General features: G+C 67.5%; 17 protein-coding genes. 5 read left to right on the top strand and 12 right to left on the bottom strand.

Annotation, left to right across the window (positions count from 1 at the left end; genetic code table 11):
* Nucleotides 1-48: 48 nt before the first annotated feature.
* The 4 genes from B0E52_RS06020 to htpX all read right to left on the bottom strand — a co-directional run bounded on the left by B0E52_RS06020 (nt 49) and on the right by htpX (nt 7,462).
* A complete protein-coding gene (locus tag B0E52_RS06020) occupies nt 49-2,025 on the bottom strand; it encodes a serine hydrolase domain-containing protein (protein WP_077482589.1) in 1,977 nt (658 codons plus the stop codon).
* Nucleotides 2,026-2,051: 26 nt separating this feature from the next.
* On the bottom strand, nt 2,052-4,232 hold the full coding sequence (locus B0E52_RS06015; protein WP_254426723.1) for a TonB-dependent receptor: 2,181 nt from the start codon (nt 4,230-4,232) through the stop codon (nt 2,052-2,054).
* 394 nt (nt 4,233-4,626) lie between these two features.
* Nucleotides 4,627-6,498, bottom strand: a complete 1,872-nt coding sequence (gene htpG / locus B0E52_RS06010) for a molecular chaperone HtpG (protein WP_077482586.1) — start codon at nt 6,496-6,498, stop codon at nt 4,627-4,629.
* A gap of 70 nt (nt 6,499-6,568) precedes the next feature.
* Entirely contained in the window at nt 6,569-7,462 is an 894-nt protein-coding gene (gene htpX / locus B0E52_RS06005) for a protease HtpX (RefSeq protein WP_077482584.1), read from the bottom strand.
* A gap of 120 nt (nt 7,463-7,582) precedes the next feature.
* On the opposite strand from htpX, the gene gluQRS reads away from it, so the two are divergent.
* The 3 genes from gluQRS (at nt 7,583) to B0E52_RS05990 (ending at nt 10,779) form a co-directional block, all read left to right on the top strand.
* Nucleotides 7,583-8,449 carry a tRNA glutamyl-Q(34) synthetase GluQRS gene (gluQRS, locus tag B0E52_RS06000; RefSeq protein WP_077482582.1) on the top strand — a complete coding sequence of 289 codons (867 nt, stop codon included), beginning with the start codon at nt 7,583-7,585 and terminating at the stop codon, nt 8,447-8,449.
* An 83-nt stretch (nt 8,450-8,532) separates the two neighbouring features.
* Nucleotides 8,533-9,273, top strand: a complete 741-nt coding sequence (locus tag B0E52_RS05995) for a beta-ketoacyl-ACP reductase (protein WP_077482580.1) — start codon at nt 8,533-8,535, stop codon at nt 9,271-9,273.
* 156 nt (nt 9,274-9,429) lie between these two features.
* Nucleotides 9,430-10,779 carry a diguanylate cyclase gene (locus tag B0E52_RS05990; RefSeq protein ID WP_077482578.1) on the top strand — a complete coding sequence of 450 codons (1,350 nt, stop codon included), beginning with the start codon at nt 9,430-9,432 and terminating at the stop codon, nt 10,777-10,779.
* A 22-nt stretch (nt 10,780-10,801) separates the two neighbouring features.
* On the opposite strand, the gene B0E52_RS05985 is transcribed toward B0E52_RS05990, so the two are convergent.
* Nucleotides 10,802-11,593 (bottom strand): tRNA threonylcarbamoyladenosine dehydratase, encoded by a 792-nt coding sequence (locus B0E52_RS05985; protein WP_077482577.1) that lies wholly within the window; start codon nt 11,591-11,593, stop codon nt 10,802-10,804.
* A gap of 115 nt (nt 11,594-11,708) precedes the next feature.
* Between B0E52_RS05985 and B0E52_RS05980 the strand changes: the two genes are divergently transcribed.
* On the top strand, nt 11,709-12,098 hold the full coding sequence (locus B0E52_RS05980) for a cytochrome c (RefSeq protein WP_077482701.1): 390 nt from the start codon (nt 11,709-11,711) through the stop codon (nt 12,096-12,098).
* Between the two features lie 82 nt (nt 12,099-12,180).
* Here B0E52_RS05980 and B0E52_RS05975 read toward each other — a convergent pair whose 3' ends face one another.
* The 6 genes from B0E52_RS05975 to B0E52_RS05950 form a co-directional block, all read right to left on the bottom strand.
* Entirely contained in the window at nt 12,181-12,483 is a 303-nt protein-coding gene (locus B0E52_RS05975; protein WP_077482575.1) for a DUF962 domain-containing protein, read from the bottom strand.
* 10 nt (nt 12,484-12,493) lie between these two features.
* Nucleotides 12,494-13,369 carry a pirin family protein gene (locus B0E52_RS05970; protein ID WP_077482573.1) on the bottom strand — a complete coding sequence of 292 codons (876 nt, stop codon included), beginning with the start codon at nt 13,367-13,369 and terminating at the stop codon, nt 12,494-12,496.
* Between the two features lie 13 nt (nt 13,370-13,382).
* The gene (locus B0E52_RS05965) at nt 13,383-14,441 is read right to left on the bottom strand and encodes an NADH:flavin oxidoreductase/NADH oxidase (protein ID WP_077482571.1); all 1,059 of its coding nucleotides are present in this window, start codon (nt 14,439-14,441) and stop codon (nt 13,383-13,385) included.
* 55 nt (nt 14,442-14,496) lie between these two features.
* Nucleotides 14,497-15,390, bottom strand: a complete 894-nt coding sequence (locus B0E52_RS05960; RefSeq protein ID WP_254426722.1) for an alpha/beta fold hydrolase — start codon at nt 15,388-15,390, stop codon at nt 14,497-14,499.
* A 121-nt stretch (nt 15,391-15,511) separates the two neighbouring features.
* Nucleotides 15,512-15,721 (bottom strand): cold-shock protein, encoded by a 210-nt coding sequence (locus B0E52_RS05955; RefSeq protein WP_077482570.1) that lies wholly within the window; start codon nt 15,719-15,721, stop codon nt 15,512-15,514.
* 454 nt (nt 15,722-16,175) lie between these two features.
* The gene (locus B0E52_RS05950) at nt 16,176-16,385 is read right to left on the bottom strand and encodes a cold-shock protein (RefSeq protein ID WP_077482568.1); all 210 of its coding nucleotides are present in this window, start codon (nt 16,383-16,385) and stop codon (nt 16,176-16,178) included.
* A gap of 250 nt (nt 16,386-16,635) precedes the next feature.
* Here B0E52_RS05950 and B0E52_RS05945 point away from each other — a divergent pair, with 250 nt between their 5' ends.
* Nucleotides 16,636-16,989, top strand: coding sequence for a hypothetical protein (locus B0E52_RS05945; RefSeq protein ID WP_077482566.1), 354 nt, complete (start codon nt 16,636-16,638; stop codon nt 16,987-16,989).
* Between the two features lies 1 nt (nt 16,990).
* Here the strand turns inward: B0E52_RS05945 and B0E52_RS05940 are convergent, their stop codons facing one another.
* Nucleotides 16,991-18,247, bottom strand: coding sequence for a crosslink repair DNA glycosylase YcaQ family protein (locus B0E52_RS05940; RefSeq protein ID WP_254426721.1), 1,257 nt, complete (start codon nt 18,245-18,247; stop codon nt 16,991-16,993).
* Between the last annotated feature and the right edge of the window lie 108 nt (nt 18,248-18,355).

Here is an 18,355-nt window from a genome sequence, read left to right as displayed (position 1 = left end):
GGATGGAGTGCGCGGGGGCGCCGATCCGCCGCCGCGCGAACGGAGTCATCAGTAATGGGCGTTGAAGCTGACCATCCTGAGCGCCAGGATCAGCCACGCCAGGTAGATCGCCGCCAGCGCCAGCAGGGTTTCGCCCGCCAGCACCCAGCGACCGCGGCGCGGCGCCATCCAGCTGCGTACCGTGTGGATCACTACAGCTGCCGCGCCCAGCAATGCCAGCACGCCCGCTGCGTAAAGCAGGTACAGCAAGGGCGTCACGCCGCCTTCCAGCAGGAGGCTCTGGTCGGCGGACATCGCCACCATCAGGATCAGCCAGCCGAGCAACGTGGCGAACAGCACCAGCACGCCCAACCGCGACCACAGGCGGAAACGGCGTTGCCGGGCATCCAGCGTGAGCCGCCGGCCGAAGTGCCGGCGCACCAGCCAGCCGCACAGCCAGCTCAGCAAGGTGCCCAGCAGCAACAGCAGCGACAGCGTGCCCCATACTTCGATGCTGCCCAACGCACGCAGTCCGGTCACCGACTGGAAGACCATCACCGGCGGCAAGGAGTCGGTGGCCCAGTAACGGATGTCGCCATTCGCATCCGCGACGAAGTCCATGTGGTAAGGGCCGTCCACCTGCCGGTACTTTAGCGGCCCCACCTCGCGCCAGTGCATCGGCGCGCCGGATAGATTCATGAAAGGCGCGCTCAGGATCGTGCCGTCGGGCAAGGCCGACACCTTGGTCTGGGTCAGCGCATACAGCATCCGCAAGGCGCTTTCGTTGCGGCGGCTGGCGAGATACCAGCCCGCAACCCGCGCGGCATCGACCTTGGCCGTGGCCACCGTGGGTGCATGCGGCGGCGCGACCGGGAAGTAGCGGTCGAGGAAGGCATCGAAGATCGCGGCACGGATCACCTCGGCGCCGCCTTCGTTGCCGGCGCTGTTGAACGACATGAAGACGCCGACATCCGCATCCAGCAGCAGGTGCAAGTCCGTGTGGAAGTAGTCCGTATCGCCGGCATGGCCGATGATGACCTGGCCGTTGCGGTTCTCCTGGTAGAAGCCCAGCGCAAAGCCGTTCAAGCCCGGCGCTTCGGTGCGTTGCGGGGTATGCATCAGGGTGGTCGTGGCCGGCGTCAGGATCTGGCCGCCGGCATAGCTGCCGCCATGCAGCTGGGCGATCATGAAGTGCGCCACGTCCAACGCCGTCGAGCTCATCGCGCCGGCCGGCGCCGGATCGACGATCTCGAACGGCTTCAGCTTGCCGCCGGAGGCCTTGTCGTAGCTGTCGGCCATCAGCGGCGCCAGCCGTGCCGGCAGGGGCTGCCGGAACGTGGAGTGCTGCATGTCCAACGGCTTGAAGATGTGCTGCTCGACGTAGTCGTCGAAGTCCTGACCGGACACGCGCTGCACGATATAACCGGCCAGGCCGCAACCATAGTTGGAATACGCCACCACCTGACCCGGCGGGAAAATCCGCGCTGGCAGGTGCGCTTTCAGGTAACGCTCCAGGTCGACCGGCTTGCCGTCGGTGGAAATGAGGTCGCGCGCGGTGTCTTCGAACCCCGGGCTGTGCGTCATCAGGTTGCGCAGCGTGATCGGCTTGCCCTGGTACGGCGGGATCTTGAAGTCGAGATACTCGTTGACGTCGCTGTCCAGGTTCAGCTTGCCTGCCTGCACCTGCTGCATCACCGCCGTCCAGGTGAACAGCTTGGAGGTGGAGCCGATGCGGAACAGCGTGTCCGCGGGGGACGGTACCGTGCGCTTCTCCAGGTTGTTGTAGCCGTAACCCTTGGCGAAGATCACCTGACCGTTCTTGACCACCGAGATCACGCCGCCGGCCACGTCGCCACGCTGCAGCGCGAACGGCACCAGGCCATCGAGGAAGCTCGACAGGTCCGCGGTGGTGAGCGCAGGCGGCTGGGCGCTGGTGGTCGCGACCGGATCAGCGATGACCGGCGCGGGCGCAGGCACCTGCGCCATCGCCAGCCCGGCGATGCAGGTCGCGACCAGCGATGCGAGGAATTTCACAGGACGATTCATGACGCGGTTACTCCGATGAGTCATGTTCAGAAGTCCAGGCCGACCGTCACGCCGAAGGCGCGCGGCGGCACATAGGACGCGGCGAACGGAGCGCCCCGCGGGTCGGTGGTTTCCGAAGACAGCGCGGTGATGCCATGCGCGTTGGTCACGTTCTTGACGTAAGCCCGGATCGTCCAGTCGCCGACATAGGTCCCGGCGTGCAGATCGATGCCGTGATAGGCCGGCACCGAAAAGCGCGGCCCCGGCGCAGACAGGAAATCCGTCATGCGCGCGCCGACATACCGATAGCTTCCACCGACAAAACCCGACCAGCCGTTGCCCAGCGGGAAGTCGTAGTCCACGCCCGCGTTGGCATTCCACTTCGGCACCCACGGCAGGCGATCGCCGTTGTAGCCGTACAGGCCTGCCGGCGTATCCGCCGTCAGTTTCGCGTCGGTCCAGCTGGCGTTCGCCGACAGCACCAAGCCACGCGCGGGCTCGTATTTCCAGCTGGCCTCCACGCCCTGGCTCTTCGCCTTGCCGCCGTTGCCGAGGAAGCTGAAGCCGCCGGCCGTGGACGCAAGCTGGATCTGGTTCCAGTCGATGTAGAACACATCGGCGTCGAAGACCATGCGCCGATCCAGCAAGGTGGATTTGAACCCGAGTTCATAGCTGGTCAGCTTGTCCGGCTTGAAGCTCGCCGGGGCGCCCAGGCCGGGCGGCACGCCTACGTTGGCGCCGCCGGGGCGAAACCCCGACGCCACGCGCGCATAGGCCATCAGGTTGTCGGTGAACTTGAAACTGGGGTTGAGCAAGAAGGTGGTTGGCGTATCCGTGCTGCGGCTGGTGAACTGGCTGTCCCCCGTCAACAGGCCGCTGCCCGTCTGCGTGTACGAGGTGCTGTCGTGGGTATAGCGCGCGCCCACCAGCACGCTCAGCTGCGAGGTGGCGTGCCAGGTCACATCGGCGTAGCCGGCCCACTCCTTGAAGATGCCGGGACCGATGGAAATCTCGGCCAGGCTGGGCAGGTCGATCGGTGCCCCGGTGGTCGCATCGAAGACATTGATGGTTTGGTGATTCGTGGTGTTTTCGCGCGTGTAGAACACGCCCGCGCGCCACGCCAGCGTCTGCTCCGCTGGCGATTCCAGTCGCAACTCCTGAGTGAACTTCCCGAGGGTGACCGGGTCGCTGATCGAATACCCGCCATTGGCCAGACCGAAGGCGGGATTGAGCAGCGGACCATATGCGGCGGTGACGTCCTGATCCTGATTGACTTTCTGCGTGCCGTAACTGCTCGACGACACCAGCGTGGCCCAGCCGAGATCCGCGTTGATCGCGAGGTCATAGAGGCGATACTTGACCTTGAACAGGCCGGTGCCCGCGGCGCGGCTCTGCTTCTGATAGCCATAGACGGGCTGGAGCGTGGCCGGGTCCACTTCCACGCCCGCATTGGCCAGGCCGTCGCCACTGAGGTTCTGTGCCAGCGCCGAGAAGCGCACCGATACCTTGTCGGCAGGCGTCCACAATACCTGCGCGCGGCCGCCGTCGACCTTGGCTTCGTTGACCTCGGATTTGCCGGTAGCCACGTTGTCGATGTAGCCGGGGTCGTCGCGGTGATAGGCATTCACCCGCAGCGCCAGCTTGTCCTGGATCAGGGGGACATTGAACATGGCGCGCTCGGTGAAGCCGGTGCCGCCCCCGCTCACACTGCTGTAGCCGACCGTGGCGCGACCGTAGGCGCGAGTGGCGTCCGGCGGTGCGGTGACGAACTTCACCAGCCCGCCCAGCGAGTTCGCGCCGTACAGCGTGCCCTGCGGACCGCGCAGCACCTCGATGCGCTCGATATCGGCCGGATCGAGGTCCGGGGTCAGCAGGCCGCCGAGGGCATACACCGTGCTGGAGCCGTACGGCGCATCGTCGATATAGGTGCTTACGCTTGAATTGGCCTGCCCGCTGCCCGAAGTGATGCCGCGCAACACCAGCTGGGTTTGCCCCGACGCGGTGGAGACGAGGTTGAGCCCGGGTATCTGGGTCGCGTAGTCGGCGAAGCTGTTGGCGCCTTCGCGGCGAAGGTCATCGCCGGAAACCGCCGACACGGCCATCGGCACGCTCTGCAGCAGCTCGCTGCGCTTGTTCGCGGTGACCACCACTGTTCCCAGATCGATGGGCGCCGTGCTGCTGGATGCGGGCTGCGCATGCTGGCCACGTTTCGCCTTGGTGTCGATCACGGGCACTTGGCTCTGTGCCAATCCGCCGCTCACGGCAGTCCCTGTCGCGGGATCGCCGCCATCCAGGGGAGATGGCTGCGCCGTTGCAGCAAAGGGGCCAAGCAAGGCAACGGCTATGGCCAGGCTTAGGCAATGGCGCTTCTGCTGCAACCGATCGAATCGCATGACGTTCTCCCCGATGAGACCACATGGACACCCACGGCCATGATTGATATATCACTAACATTTGCATGTCAATGATATTTTTATATCATGCGCCAGGCGTACCTGTCCGATCAGTGCTGGACAAGCCATACCGACCCTTGAAGTATTCGATCGGCAATGCGAGGGAGCGAAACAAAAAAAGCCCGCCGGGATCGGCGGGCTTTTTCCATGACTGCAAGACGCCTGCGGCTTACGTTCCCAGCAGCACCCGGTTCATCCGCTGCACGAAGGCGGCCGGGTCGGCCAGCTGGGCGCCGGCGGCGATCTCGGCCTGCTCCAGCAGCAGGTTGGCGAGGTCCTTCGCCTTGCCTTCGTCGGCTTCGGCTTCCACGCGCTTGAGCAACGGATGGCCCGGGTTGATCTCCAGCACGGGCTTGCTCTCGGGCAGTTCCTGGCCAGCTTCGCGCAGCAGGCGCGCGAGGTGCGGCGCCATCTCGTGATCGCTGAGCGCAAGGCAGGAAGGCGAGTCGGTGAGGCGGGCGGAAACCTTGACCTCGCCCACGCGCTCGCCGAGCAGGTCCTTGAGTTTCTTCAGCAAGGGCTCGGCCTCCTTCGCGACTTCTTGCTGCTGCTTCTTCTCCGCCTCGTCCAGCGGCAGTTCGCCCTTGGCCACGTTCCTGAGCTTCTTGCCCTCGTACTCGCCGAGGTAACCCACCATCCACTCGTCGATGCGGTCGAACATCAGCAGCACCTCGATGCCCTTGGCGCGGAACGCCTCCAGCTGCGGGCTGCCGGCGGCGGCGACGTAGTTGTCGGCGGTGACGTACCAGATCGCCTCCTGGCCCACCGCCATGCGACCGATGTAGTCGTCCAGCGAGACGTTCTGCCGCGCACCCTCACCCTTGGTGCTGGCGAAGCGCAGCAGTTTGGCGATGCGCTCACGGTTCGTGGCGTCCTCGCTGATGCCTTCCTTCAGCGTGTTGCCGAAAGCCTTGAGGAACGTTGCGAACTTCTCCGGCTCGTCCTTCGCCAGCTTCTCGATCAGGTCCAGCACGCGCTTCACGCAAGCCGCCTTGATGCGATCGAGCTGGCGGTTATGCTGCAGGATCTCGCGGCTGACGTTGAGCGGCAGGTCGTCGGCGTCGACCACGCCGCGCACGAAACGCAGGTAGTTCGGCAGCAGTTCCTCGGCGGCGTCCATGATGAAGACGCGCTTGATGTAGAGCTTCAGCCCCTTGCGCTCGTCGCGGCCGCCCATCATCAGGTCGAACGGCGGCTGCGAGGGGATGTAGAGCAAGGTGGTGAAGCTCTGGCTGCCCTCGACCCGATTGTGTGTCCACGCCAGCGCGTCGTTGAAATCGTGGCCGAGCGACTTGTAGAAACCCTGGTAGTCCTCGTCGCTGATTTCGCTCTTGGGCTTGGTCCACAGCGCCGAGGCGGCGTTGGTGCTCTCGAACTCGTCGGTGGGCTTGCCATCCTTCTCCACCGGCATGCGGATCGGGAACGCCACGTGGTCGGAATACTTGCGAATCAGCGACTTCAGCTGCCAGCCCTTGAGGAACTCGTCCTCGTCGGCCTTCAGGTGCAGGATGACCGAGGTGCCGCGCTGCGGCTGGTCGACTTGCTCCAGCGAATACTCGCCCTTGCCGTCGCTCTCCCACTTCACGCCTTCGCTTTCCGGCGCATCGGCGCGGCGGGTGATCACGGTGACCTTGTCGGCCACCACGAAGGCGGAATAGAAGCCCACGCCGAACTGGCCGATCAGGCGCGCGTCGGCCTTCTGCTCGCCGGACATCGCCTCGAGGAAGCGCCTGGTGCCGGAGCTGGCGATGGTGCCGATGTTCGCCACCACCTCGTCGCGGGTCATGCCGATGCCGTTGTCGCGCACGGTGATGGTACGGGCGGTTTCATCCCAGCTCACGTCGATGTGCAACTCGCTGTCGCCAGCCGACAATGCCGGGTTGGCAATCGACTCGAAGCGCAGCTTGTCGCAGGCATCGGAGGCGTTGGAGATCAGCTCGCGCAGGAAGATCTCCTTGTGCGAGTACAGCGAATGCGTGACCAGGTGCAGCACCTGGGCGACTTCGGCTTCGAATTTGCGGGTTTCGGTGGGTGCGGTCATGTGGGTGGCTTCTCTAAAAGTCCGGCATGGACGCCGGGTTGTTCTTTGCGCTCAGGGAGGAGCGCACAAATTAAACCTTGTTTTGCAGCGCGGCGATGCGCTCGTCCAGCGGCGGGTGGCTCATGAACAGGCGCTGGAAGCCTTCGGCCAGCGGGCCAGAGATGCCGAACGCGGCCAGCGTCTTCGGCAAGGTGTTCTCGCCGTGGTCGCCCTTCAGCCGCTGCAGCGCGGAGATCATCGCACCGCGGCCGGCGAGTTTCGCACCAGCGGCATCGGCGTGGAACTCGCGCCAGCGCGAGAACGCCATCACGATCATCGAGGCGAACAGGCCGAACACCAGTTGCAGCACCATCACGGTGACGAAGTAGCCGATGCCCGTGCCGCCGCGGTTGTCGTCGCGGCCGCCGGACATCCAGCTGTCCACCAGCCGCCCGACGATGCGCGCGGCCAGGATCACCAAGGTGTTCAGCACGCCCTGGATCAGGGTCATGGTCACCATGTCGCCGTTGGCGACGTGGCCGATCTCGTGGCCCAGCACGGCCGCGACCTGTTCGCGGTCCATCTGCTGCAGCAGGCCGCTGCTCACCGCCACCAGTGCGCTGTTCTTCGTCATGCCGGTGGCGAACGCGTTCATCTCCGGCGCGTCGTAGATCGCCACCTCAGGCATGCCGATGCCGGCGTTCTGCGCGTGGTGGCGTACGGTCTCCACCAGCCAGCGCTCGGCCTCGTTCTCCGGCTGTTCGATCACGCGCGCGCCGGTCGACATCTTGGCCATCCACTTGGACATGGCCAGCGAAATAAAGGCGCCGCCCATGCCGAATACGGCGGCGTAGATCAGCAGGCCGGTGCTGCCGCCGAAGCCCTGGGCCGCCCGCATCTGATCCACCCCGAGCAGATGGCAGACGATGCTCAGCAGGAACAGGACGGCGATGTTGGTACCGAGGAATAGTGCGATGCGGCGCATGGCTGTCTCTTTGGCAGTCACGTTGAAGAATATGGGTGCGAGGTTGGGTGGGGTCGGCGGCGCTCCGTTTCAAGCAGCCGGCCCCTCGCCAGGCGCCGCGCGGGCAGGCAGACTTTCGCGATGGACTACCGCGGCCGCTTCGCCCCCTCGCCCACCGGACTGCTGCATTTCGGCTCGCTGGTCGCCGCGCTCGGCAGCTGGCTGCGCGCCCGCCATGCCGGCGGCTGCTGGCTGGTGCGCATGGAGGACATCGACCCGCCGCGCGAAGTGCCCGGCTCGGCTGACGCCATCCTCGCCGCCCTCCCCGCGTTCGGCCTCGTGACCGACGAGCCGGTGCTGCACCAGTCGCAACGCCTGGCCGCGTACGACGCCGCGTTTGCACGGCTGCGCGCCATCGACGCGGTGTTTCCCTGCTGGTGCAGCCGCAGCGAACTGGCCGCCGGTGCGGGCCTGCATCGTGACGGCCGCTGCGTGGCGCCGCCCGACCCACAGCGCGAGCCAGCCTGGCGGCTGCGTGCGCCCGACGCCGCCATCGCCTTCGACGACGCCGTGCAGGGTTCGCAGCAGCAGAACCTGCGCGAGGCCGCGGGCGATTTCGTGATACGCCGCGTCGAGGGCTTGTACTCCTACCAGCTCGCCTGCGTGGTGGACGATGCGCACCAGGGCGTCACCGAGGTAGTGCGCGGCTGCGATCTGCTGGACTCCACGCCGCGGCAGATCCACCTGCAGCGCCTGCTGGACCTGCCCACGCCGCGCTACCTGCACTTGCCGCTGGCGCTGGACAGCATGGGGCACAAGCTCTCCAAGTCGGCGCAGGCGTGGCCGGTCGATCCGGACCATCCCCTGCCGGCGCTGCGCCGCGCGCTGACCCTCCTCGGCCAGCCGGTGCCCCCGGACGCCGCCGACGCACCTGCACTGCTGGCCGCGGCGCTGTCGCGCTTCGATCCGGCGCTAATTCCAAAACGCAGCGGTTGCTTTGCCGGCTGAGCAGTTATAAACCTCTCCATGGGCCAACGCCGGTCGCCGACCGTCGCGACGCGCGCCCTGCAGCGAACCCAAGGAGACTGGACATGACGCAACGCACGGCTTTGGTCACGGGTGGCACGGGCGGCATCGGCAGCGCGATCGTGCGCTACCTCGCCCGGCAGGGGCACCGGGTCGCCACCAACTACCGCAACGCGGACAAGGCCGAGGCCTGGCGCAAGGCGATGGCTGCCGAAGGCATCGAGGTGTGCATGGTGTCCGGCGACGTCTCCGACCCGGCCTCCTGCACGGCGCTGATCCGGGCGATCGAGGCCGAGTGCGGTCCGGTGGAAATTCTCGTCAACAACGCGGGCATCACCCGCGACACCACCTTCCACAAGATGAGCTACGAGCAGTGGACGGACGTGGTGAACACCAATTTGAACGCATGCTTCAACGTTACCCGTCCGGTGATCGAAGGCATGCGCGCGCGCAAGTGGGGCCGCATCGTGCAGATCAGTTCGATCAACGGCCAGAAGGGCCAGTACGGCCAGGCCAACTACGCCGCCGCCAAGGCCGGCATGCACGGCTTCACCATCTCGCTGGCGCAGGAAAACGCGAAGTTCGGCATCACCGTCAACACCGTCTCGCCCGGCTACGTGGCCACCGACATGGTGATGGCCGTGCCCGAGGAAGTGCGCGCCAAGATCGAGGCGCAGATCCCGGTGGGCCGCCTCGGCAAGCCGGAGGAAATCGCCCACGCGGTCGCCTTCCTCACCGGCGAGGAAACCGGCTGGATGACCGGCGCCAACCTCGCCATCAACGGCGGGCAGTACATGGGTTGGTAAGCGCCGCGCCTGCGGGATGCGTCGAGGCGCGTCCCGCGCGGCGATGGCCTGGTGGGGCATGGATGCCGAACCGGTGGTGACGCAAGAACGCCGCCGCGCAATGGCACAAGGCGTGCGTGCTGATTCGGCGCGAACGCCGCGACTCGTCCGGACCCGATGGAAACGACCGCAATCACCCCGCTGGGCAAGATCCTGGATCTCCTGCTGGACGCCATCTGCGTCGTCGACGCCGAGGGACGCTACGTGTTCGTCAGTGCCGCGTTCGAGCGCATCTTCGGCTATGCGCCGGAGGAGGTGATCGGACGGCGGATGATCGAGCTCGTGCATCCGGAGGACCGCGACGTGACGCTGCGCACCGCCGCGGCGATCATGGACGGCAAGCCCGAATCGAACTTCCAGAACCGCTACGTGCGTAAGGATGGCGAGGTGGTGCACATCATGTGGTCGGCGCGCTGGTCCGAAGCCGACCGGGTGAGGATCGCCGTCGCCCGCGACATCACCGCGCTCAAGCGCGGTGAATCGATGCGGCTGGCGCTGCACGCAGTCGCCGAGGCGGCACATGCCGCACAGGACCTGCCCATGCTGTTCGAGCAGGTGCACCGGATCATCGGCGGCATCCTGCCCGCGACGAACTTCCTCGTCGCCCTGCACGACCGCACGGAAAATCGCCTGCGCTTTCCCTGCGTGGCGTACGGCGAGCACGAGGCCGTGCCCGAACCGGAGGCGCTTGCCGCCGACCCGCGCATCGCCGCGGTGATCCGCAGCGGCCAGCCCGTGCAGCTCGCCGCTGCGGCGGGGGATGGCGCCACACGCTGGCTCGGCGTGCCGCTGCAATCGAAAGACGGCGCGATCGGCGCACTGGTGGTCGAGCATCACGGCAAGGCCGGCTACAGCGACGCCGACAGCGAACTGCTGCAATTCGTCGCCACCCAGGTGAGCACCGCGATCGAGCGCAAGCAGGCGCAGGCGCGGCTGCACCATCTCGCCCTGCACGATCCCCTGACCGACCTGCCCAACCGCAACCTGTTCGGTCGCCAGCTGGACGCCACGCTGGTGCGCGCCGCCAGCCGGAAAGCGCACGTGGCGCTGCTCTACATCGACCTGGACGGCTTCAAGCAGGTCAACGATCGCCACGGCCACCCCGTCGGCGACCTGCTGCTGTGCGAAGTCGCCGCCCGCCTCCGCGGCTGCCTGCGCGAGCGCGACGTTGCGGGCCGCATCGGCGGCGACGAGTTCATGGTGCTGCTCGATGCGCTGGCCTCGCCCGGCCATGGCGTGGACATCGCGGAGCGGATCCGCGCGGCGCTCGGCCCGGTCTTCCAGCTCGCTGAGCAGTCGATCCGCATGTCGGCGAGCATCGGCATGGCCATCTTTCCCGTCGATGGCGAGGACGGCGAGCAGCTGGCCCGCGCCGCCGACCACGCCATGTACCGCGCCAAGCAGGCAGGCGGCAACCAGATCCGGGCCGCCAGTGTCGTCGATGCCGTGGACGTTCCCGGCAGCTGACGCTGCTGATGCACTGGCGTACCTAGTCGTCCGCCTGCAGCAGCCGCTCCAGCACCTTCCCCACCGCCGCAAACGCGAACGCGCCCGTGATGTGCGTGGCCGCGCCCAGCCCGCCGCCGCAGGCAAGGTTCAGCGCATCGCCGCCGGGCGGCCGCGTGCCGCAGACCGTGCCGTCGGGCTGCGGGTACTGCACGTTCTGCAGCGAGTACACCGCCGGCACGCCGAAGTAGCGCTGCGGGCTGCGCGGGAAGTTGAAATCCGCACGGAGCTTCTTGCGGATCAGGCTGAACATCGCATCGTGCTCGGTGCGCGAGAGGTCGCGCACACGGATCTGGGTGGGATCGGTGCGGCCGCCGGCGGAACCCACGGTGACGACGGGCAGCTTGCGGCGGCGGCACCAGGCGATCATCTCCAGCTTCACGCGGAACGCGTCGCAGGCGTCCAGCACCGCGTCGTAGCCGCGATCCAGCAGCTCGTCCAGCGTGCTGGTGGTGAGGAAGCGCTCGATGGCTTCCAGCCGCAGCGCGGGGTTGATCGCGTGCAGGCGCGCGGCCATCACGCCCACCTTGGGCTTGCCGAACTCGCCGTCCAGCGCGTGCAGCTGGCGGTTGGTGTTGGACACGCAGACCTCGTCGGCATCGATCAGGGTGAGCCGCCCCACCCCGCTGCGGGCCAGCGCCTCGGCCGCCCACGAACCCACGCCGCCCACGCCCACCACGCAGACATGGCGCTGCGCCAGCTTCGCCACGCTGCCGGCGCCGTAAAGGCGCTCGACGCCGGCGAAACGTTCGTGCGGGTAGGTGACATCGCTCATCGGAAAACCCGGTGGTATGGCGCAAGACACGCGCTGCGCAAAGCGGCCATTCTATCGCCCGGCTCCGGGGAACCGGGTTATCCTCGTGAACCCGTCTTGATCCAAGGAATCCATGATGCGTGCCGCACTCCTGATCCTGCTCGGCCTGGTCATCGGCGTGCTCGGTACGTCCCAGGTGATGAATGCGCTCGCCGCGCGCAACCCGATGCCGAAGGCGGTGATGCATACCATGGGTTACCACATGGGCGAACTGAAGCAGGCGATGAAGGCGCAGAAGTGCGACGCGGCGACGATCCAGCACCACCTGTTGCGCCTGCAGTCCACCGCTACCGACATCCTGCCCACCTTCGGCATTGCCGACAAAGGCTTCACCGACGATGCGAACCAGCTGCAGACGCGCCTGCAGCAGGCCACCGTGTCCGCGCCGGCCAGCTGTGCGGCACTGGCCGCGGCGCTGAAGCCGGTGGGCGAGACCTGCCAGAGCTGCCACCGGCAGTACCGCTGAGGCACATATCGCGGCTGAAGCCGCTCCTGCACCCGCGCCGCAGAAGCGGCTTCAGCCGCGAACGGGATTGACCAAAGCGCCTCTAGAAACTGACCTTCCCGCGCAGCATCTGCGCGTACATCACCCAGTCGCCCAGCAAGCTGTACAGCGGGTGGCGGAAGGTGGCGGGGCGGTTCTTCTCGTAGACGAAGTGGCCGATCCACGCACAGCCGTAGCCGGCCACCGGCAGCAGCCACAGCAACGCCCAGCGCCCGCTGGCGATCGCCAGCAGCAGAACCAGCAGCACCAGCGTGCTGCCGATGAAATGCCAGCGCCGGCACAAGCGCTGGCTGTGCTCGCCGAGGTAGTAGGGATAGAACGCGCGGAAGCTGGCGAATGCGGGCATCGCGATCTCCTCAGCCGGGCGGCAGCGGAATGAATTCCCGTTCGTCGCCGTGCACTTTGCCGAAGCGGCCTTCGCGCCAGTCGGCCTTGGCCTGCTCGATGCGTTCGCGGCTGCTGGCGACGAAGTTCCACCACAGGTGACGCTCGCCATCCAGCGGCGCCCCGCCGAACAGCATCACGCGACTGGCACGCTTCGCTCGCAACGACGGCACCGCCGCACCCGTCTGCACCGCCATCCCGCCCGCCGCGACGGACAGCTCGCCCCATGCCAGTTCGCCCTCGACCACATGCACGCCCAGCTCGGCGTGCTCGGCCGGCAGGGCCAGTTCTGTGCCCGCATCCAGCCGCGCCTCGGCGAAGACCATCGGCGCGTACACCTTCACCGGCGAGGCCGCGCCCCAGCCGGTGCCGGCAATCAGCACCAATTCCACACCCGGCTGACGAATCCGCGGCAACACATCGGCCTCGTGGTGATGGAATTCCGGCGCGATCTCCGCATGGTCGCGCGGCAGCGCCACCCACACCTGGATGCCGTGCAGGCGCTGGCCCGCGGCGCGCGCCTCCGGCGGCGTGCGTTCGGAATGCACGATGCCGCGGCCGGCGGTCATCCAGTTCACCGCCCCGGGCTGGATGTCGGCGAGGCTGCCCAGGCTGTCGCGGTGGCGGATCGTGCCCTCGAACAACCAGGTGACCGTGGCCAGGCCGATGTGCGGATGCGGCCGCACGTCCATGCCGCGGCCCGCCGCGAAATCCGCCGGGCCCATATGGTCGTAGAACACGAACGGACCGACGTGGCGTGCCTCCAGCACCGGCAGCAGCCGGCGCACGGTGAAGCCGTCGCCGAGGTCGTGCAGTCGGCCGTCGATCAGTGTGGCTTGCGCGTCCATCGTCCCTCCCCGTTCACCACGCCCGCTGATATTGCGCCGGCGCGGGCAACTGCGCACCCAGTTCCTGCGCCGCCCGACGCGGGAAGTACGGATCGCGCAGGCTTTCGCGGGCGATCAGCACCACGTCGGCCTCGCCGTTTGCCACGATGTCGGCGGCTTGCTTCGATTCGGTGATGAGGCCCACCGCGCCGGTAGCGATGCCCGCTTCGCGGCGGATCTGCGCGGCGAACGGCACCTGGTAGCCCGGCGCCACGGGCACCTTCACGTGCGGCAACAGGCCGCCGCTGGAAACGTCGACCAGGTCCACACCCAGCGACTTCACCTCGCGCGCCAGCCGCACGCTTTGCTCGATATCCCAGCCGCCCTCGGCCCAGTCCGTGGCCGAGATGCGCAGCCACAGCGGCAATTCCGCCGGCCATACCTCGCGCACGGCGGCGAGCACCTCGCGCACCAGCCGCGTGCGGTTTTCGAAGCTGCCGCCGTAGTTGTCTTCGCGCCGGTTGCTCAGCGGCGACAGGAACTGGTGCAGCAGATAACCGTGCGCGGCGTGCAACTCGATCAACTGGAAACCGGCAGCCAGCGCCCGCTGCGCGGCTGTACGGAAATCCGCGACCAGCTGGCGGACACCGGCTGCGTCCAGCCCCACCGGCTTGTGCCAACCCGCATCGAACGGCAGCGCCGACGGCGCCACCGTGGTCCACGCGCCCTGCGCTGGGGTGAGCGTACCGCCGCCGTCCCAGGGCCGGTGCGCGCTGGCCTTGCGGCCGGCATGCGCCAGCTGCACGCCGGGCACCGCGCCCTGCGCCGCGATGAAGGCGGCGATCGGCCGCCAAGCCGCGGCCTGCGCGTCGTTCCAGATGCCGGTGTCGCCCGGCGAGATGCGCCCTTGCGCCGATACCGCGGTCGCCTCGGCAATCACCGCAGCCGCGCCGCCCACCGCGCGGCTGCCCAGGTGCACCAGATGCCAGTGATCGGGCATGCCGTCGATCGCCGAGTACTGACACATCGGCGAGACCACGATGCGGTTGCGCAGCGTCACGCTGCGCTGCGGGAGGGATTCGAACAGATTCATCGGGGAGCCGGCCGGGGGAAGGAGACCCCTACAGTGCCGGCGCCCTGCCCGCGCATCAAGGGTCGGGATGACCCGTTGCCGCGAACGCTGCGTCGTGCGTGGCGATCCAATCGACGATGCGCGCGGCAATCGCGGCCGGCGTCTTCATCCAGCCGAAATGGTCGGCCGGTTGACCGGCCAGGTCGTCCGGCGTGACCTGTTCGTGGCGGCGCAGCGCGTGCGGCATCTTGCCGAGCAGCCAGTCCAGCGAGGCGGCCGGGCCCAGCCAGTCATCGCGCAAGCGCAGGGCCAGTACCGGTCGATCCAGCTCGGCCAGGCGCTGCTCGAAGTCCGTGTCCATGGCCGCCGCCGCGTAACGGCCGGTGCGGCCGCTGCGCGCCCAGTCGGCAGCGACGCCGTGCGCCTCGTTGCCACCGAAGCCGATGCGGCGGCCGGGCAGGTGTCCCAGCAGCGCCGCCAGCACGGGCGCCAGCGCGTAGGCCAGGCCGATCACGGCGCCGCGGCGGAAGCACCGCCAGTACGGCGCACCGCTGGCCACCAGGGCAAGACCCGTCATCTCGTCGGGATGCAGCGCGGCGTACAGGCAGGCCAGTTGCCCGCCCAGGCTGTGGCCCCCAAGCCACGGACGCGCCTGCGGCCAGCGCGCCCGCATCGCGGCCAAGCCGGCAGGCAAGTCGATCTCCAGCAGCTCGCGGTAGCCCCAGTCACTGCGACGGCCGGCCCGCAGGCTGCTGGAACCGATGCCACGCCACTCGTGCAGCGCCACCGCCACGCCCCGTGCCGCCAGTGCCGCGGCCAGCGGCAGATAGTGCTTCGCCGGCACGCCCATCGCCGGCAGCCAGTACACCGCAGCGCGCGGCTCGCCGTCCGGCGCCACGCACAACAGCTCCGCACGCGCGCCGTCGGCCATCGCCAACGGCAGCACCGTGGGTTCCGAGGTGGTTGTCATGGCGCTCATCGAAGAGTGCAGCCATGGATGGCTGCCCATTTGATGTTCGCGATCAGGAATGATCGCAATAGCAAAGAAAAAGGCCGGCTTGCGCCGGCCTTTTCCACGTGCGCCATCGCCATCAAGCCGGAGCGACTTCTTCGGCCTGCAGGCCTTTCTGGCCCTGCACCACCTTGAACGTCACTTTCTGGCCTTCCTGCAGGCTCTTGAAGCCCGTGCCGGTGATGGCACGAAAATGCACGAACACGTCGGGGCCATTCTCGCGGCTGATGAAGCCGAACCCCTTGGCGTCGTTGAACCACTTGACGGTACCTGTTTCACGATCCGACATGACTCACTCCGATCCATTCCAGACGCTTGAGACGAGCCGACCCCGCGGGCCGACGACTTACTGGGCATGCCGGGGTCGGGTGTAACGACATGGAATCGACAGGGGTTCCATACCGGGCACGCACGTGGCCAAGCAGACGCAGTGGGCAAAGCATAACGGAATTTCACGAATGCAAGCGATATGTCAAGCGTCATCGTCGGAAAGTGTCCGCGGACACCAAATCGCCGGGAGCAATGGCCCGAATGGGCACCTGCATGGATGCAGGGCACAAAATCGCCTGGAACGACACGGCATCGCGCAGCGATGGCCCGCAAGGGGCCTGCCATGGATGGCGTTCATCCTTGCGATCATCCCTGATCGCGAGAATCACACGGGCGGTCATCCGTGGCCGCACTTCTCAAAACAAAAAAACCGGGCATCGCTGCCCGGTTTCGGATGACGCATGAGCACTGGCTCAGGCCGGCATCACTTCGTCGGCCTGCAGGCCCTTCTGGCCCTGCACCACCTTGAAGCTGACCTGCTGGCCTTCCTGCAGGCTCTTGAAGCCATTGCCGGAGATCGCGCGGAAATGCACGAACACGTCCGGACCATTGTCACGGGCGATGAAGCCGAAGCCCTTGGCGTCGTTGAACCACTTGACGGTACCGATCTGACGATCAGACATTGAATCACTCCACTGGGTATTGCATGAAAGGAGACTCGACCGCCGCGAATGCGGCAGCCGGCTTACTGGTGTGCAAAGGAAAACAACCCCGGGGTGAACTGATGAGGCAGATCGCGGATCGGCTGCATCGGGTCACCGGTGCTTGGCGACCCCGGCAAACTCAGCCTGCACATGATAACCGCAGCGGATACCCGGATGCGAGGAGCGCGAATATCATGTCGAGTCATCCTTTTTCCCGAGGACTCCCCGCATGAGCACCCGCCTGCTGCTCCCGCTGTGTACCGGCCTGCTGCTGGCCGGCTGCGCCACCACCCGGCCGACGCGCCCGACCGCACCGCCCGCACCGGCCGCGATCACCGGCGTGCCTTCCTGCGATGCTTATCTGGCCGGTTATCTGGCCGGCCATCGCGCCGCGGCGGTCTTCCCGGCCGACCAGTTGCAGGCGCATTACCAGAGCATGCGCGACAGCTTGCTGCAGGCCGCCCGCGACCCGCAGACCCGCCCGTATCTGGATGCCCGCTGCCGCCTGCTGTCCAGCCAGCTGAGCCAGAGCCCGCCGGGACATCCACCGGGCGCGACGGCCGCCGTGCCCGGCACGCATTGATTCAAGCGGATTCCGCTTTCCACACGGCCCGCAGCACCGGCGCCAGCACCGCCGGCCGGCAGCGCGCGAGGCGGATCCGCGGCGTGCCGTGCCAGCGCGCGGTGCGCGCGATCGCGGCAGCCAGCTCGCTCGCCAGCCGCGGCGTCGGCTCCACACCGTCCTCCAGGTACAGCGCCTTGATCTCGAACACGCCCGCGTCGCGGTGCGCCTTCGCGTCCAGCCGGCCGATCAGCGCGCCGCGATGCAGGATCGGCAGTACGTAATAGCCGTAGCGTCGCTTCGGCGCCGGCACGTAGCACTCGATGCGGTAATCGAAATCGAACATCGCCAATGCGCGGGCGCGATCCCAGACCAGCGGATCGAACGGCGACAACAGGGTGGTATGGGTGGCGCGCAGGCGGCCGCCACGCGCACGTTCCAGTTCCGCGGCGTGCACGCGATGCACGTAGCCCGGCACATCCCAGCCGCGCACCGCCACCTCCAGCAGTTCGCCTTCGGCCAGCAGCGGCGCCAGCTCGTGCGCCGCCACCGCGGGCTTCAGACGGAAGTAGTCGGCGATCCAGCGCGCCTGCGCGATGCCCAGCGCACGCACGCCGTCGAGGATGAAGTGCCGACGCAATTGCGCCGAATCCAGCAGGCTGGGCGCGAACGGCGGATCGAGCCGCGCCAGCACCCGCTCGGCGAGGTCGTACACGCGCTGGAAGCGCTCGCGTCGCGGCACCATCAGATCGCCCAGCGCGAACCAGGCCTCCAGCCAGCGCTTCTCCGGCTTCCACTCCCACCAGCCGGAGACGCCGCGATCCTCGCGCGGAAAATCCGCGGCCAGCACCGGGCCGCTGTCGCGGATGCGCGCGAGCAGCGCGTCCATCGCGGGACGATGCTCGCGATGCATGCGCTCGGCGTGGCGCTGCGCCCAGTGGCTGCCGCGCTCGCGCCAGGCGCGATGCACAGCGAGATCGCGCGCGGCGACGAAACAGGCCTCGTGCGCCCAGCACTCGGCGATGCGGCCATCGGCCAGCGCCTCGTCCAGCCACGCCATCGGGTAATCGCCGAGGCGCGCATGCAGCACCAGGTAGGGGCTGCGCGCGACCACGTGGATGGAATCGATCTGCAGCAGGCGCATGCGCTCGATCGCCGCCACCACGTCGATGCGGCGCGACCTGCGCCGTGGCGCCTTCAGCAGGCCTTGCGCATGCAGCTGCAGCGCGCGCGCCTGCGGCAGGCTCAATGCTGCAGTGTTCGCTGAAGCTGCGTTCAACGGCACGTCGTTTTCACACCGGCTCGACAAGAATGTTGCGGCGACATTTATGCAGCCTCTGCTAGCGTCCATCACAGGCCTCGCGGAACGCGGATGCCCTTCATCGCC

The sequence above is a fragment of the Rhodanobacter sp. C06 genome (assembly GCF_002001105.1).
Classification (GTDB): domain Bacteria; phylum Pseudomonadota; class Gammaproteobacteria; order Xanthomonadales; family Rhodanobacteraceae; genus Rhodanobacter_A.
The sequence above is the reverse complement of the archived record's forward strand: the minus strand, read 5'-3'. Positions and strand labels throughout refer to the sequence as shown.

What these genes read in the sequence shown, in the direction of transcription:
- B0E52_RS05985 (WP_077482577.1), bottom strand. Translation starts at nt 11,593, where the DNA reads ATGAGCGATGTCACCTACCCGCACGAACGTTTCGCCGGCGTCGAGCGC.
- B0E52_RS05945 (WP_077482566.1), top strand. Translation starts at nt 16,636, where the DNA reads ATGAGCACCCGCCTGCTGCTCCCGCTGTGTACCGGCCTGCTGCTGGCC.
- htpG (WP_077482586.1), bottom strand. Translation starts at nt 6,498, where the DNA reads ATGACCGCACCCACCGAAACCCGCAAATTCGAAGCCGAAGTCGCCCAG.
- B0E52_RS05980 (WP_077482701.1), top strand. Translation starts at nt 11,709, where the DNA reads ATGCGTGCCGCACTCCTGATCCTGCTCGGCCTGGTCATCGGCGTGCTC.
- htpX (WP_077482584.1), bottom strand. Translation starts at nt 7,462, where the DNA reads ATGCGCCGCATCGCACTATTCCTCGGTACCAACATCGCCGTCCTGTTC.
- B0E52_RS05950 (WP_077482568.1), bottom strand. Translation starts at nt 16,385, where the DNA reads ATGTCTGATCGTCAGATCGGTACCGTCAAGTGGTTCAACGACGCCAAG.
- B0E52_RS05975 (WP_077482575.1), bottom strand. Translation starts at nt 12,483, where the DNA reads ATGCCCGCATTCGCCAGCTTCCGCGCGTTCTATCCCTACTACCTCGGC.
- B0E52_RS05965 (WP_077482571.1), bottom strand. Translation starts at nt 14,441, where the DNA reads ATGAATCTGTTCGAATCCCTCCCGCAGCGCAGCGTGACGCTGCGCAAC.
- B0E52_RS05990 (WP_077482578.1), top strand. Translation starts at nt 9,430, where the DNA reads ATGGAAACGACCGCAATCACCCCGCTGGGCAAGATCCTGGATCTCCTG.
- gluQRS (WP_077482582.1), top strand. Translation starts at nt 7,583, where the DNA reads ATGGACTACCGCGGCCGCTTCGCCCCCTCGCCCACCGGACTGCTGCAT.
- B0E52_RS05955 (WP_077482570.1), bottom strand. Translation starts at nt 15,721, where the DNA reads ATGTCGGATCGTGAAACAGGTACCGTCAAGTGGTTCAACGACGCCAAG.
- B0E52_RS05960 (WP_254426722.1), bottom strand. Translation starts at nt 15,390, where the DNA reads ATGACAACCACCTCGGAACCCACGGTGCTGCCGTTGGCGATGGCCGAC.
- B0E52_RS06020 (WP_077482589.1), bottom strand. Translation starts at nt 2,025, where the DNA reads ATGAATCGTCCTGTGAAATTCCTCGCATCGCTGGTCGCGACCTGCATC.
- B0E52_RS05995 (WP_077482580.1), top strand. Translation starts at nt 8,533, where the DNA reads ATGACGCAACGCACGGCTTTGGTCACGGGTGGCACGGGCGGCATCGGC.
- B0E52_RS05970 (WP_077482573.1), bottom strand. Translation starts at nt 13,369, where the DNA reads ATGGACGCGCAAGCCACACTGATCGACGGCCGACTGCACGACCTCGGC.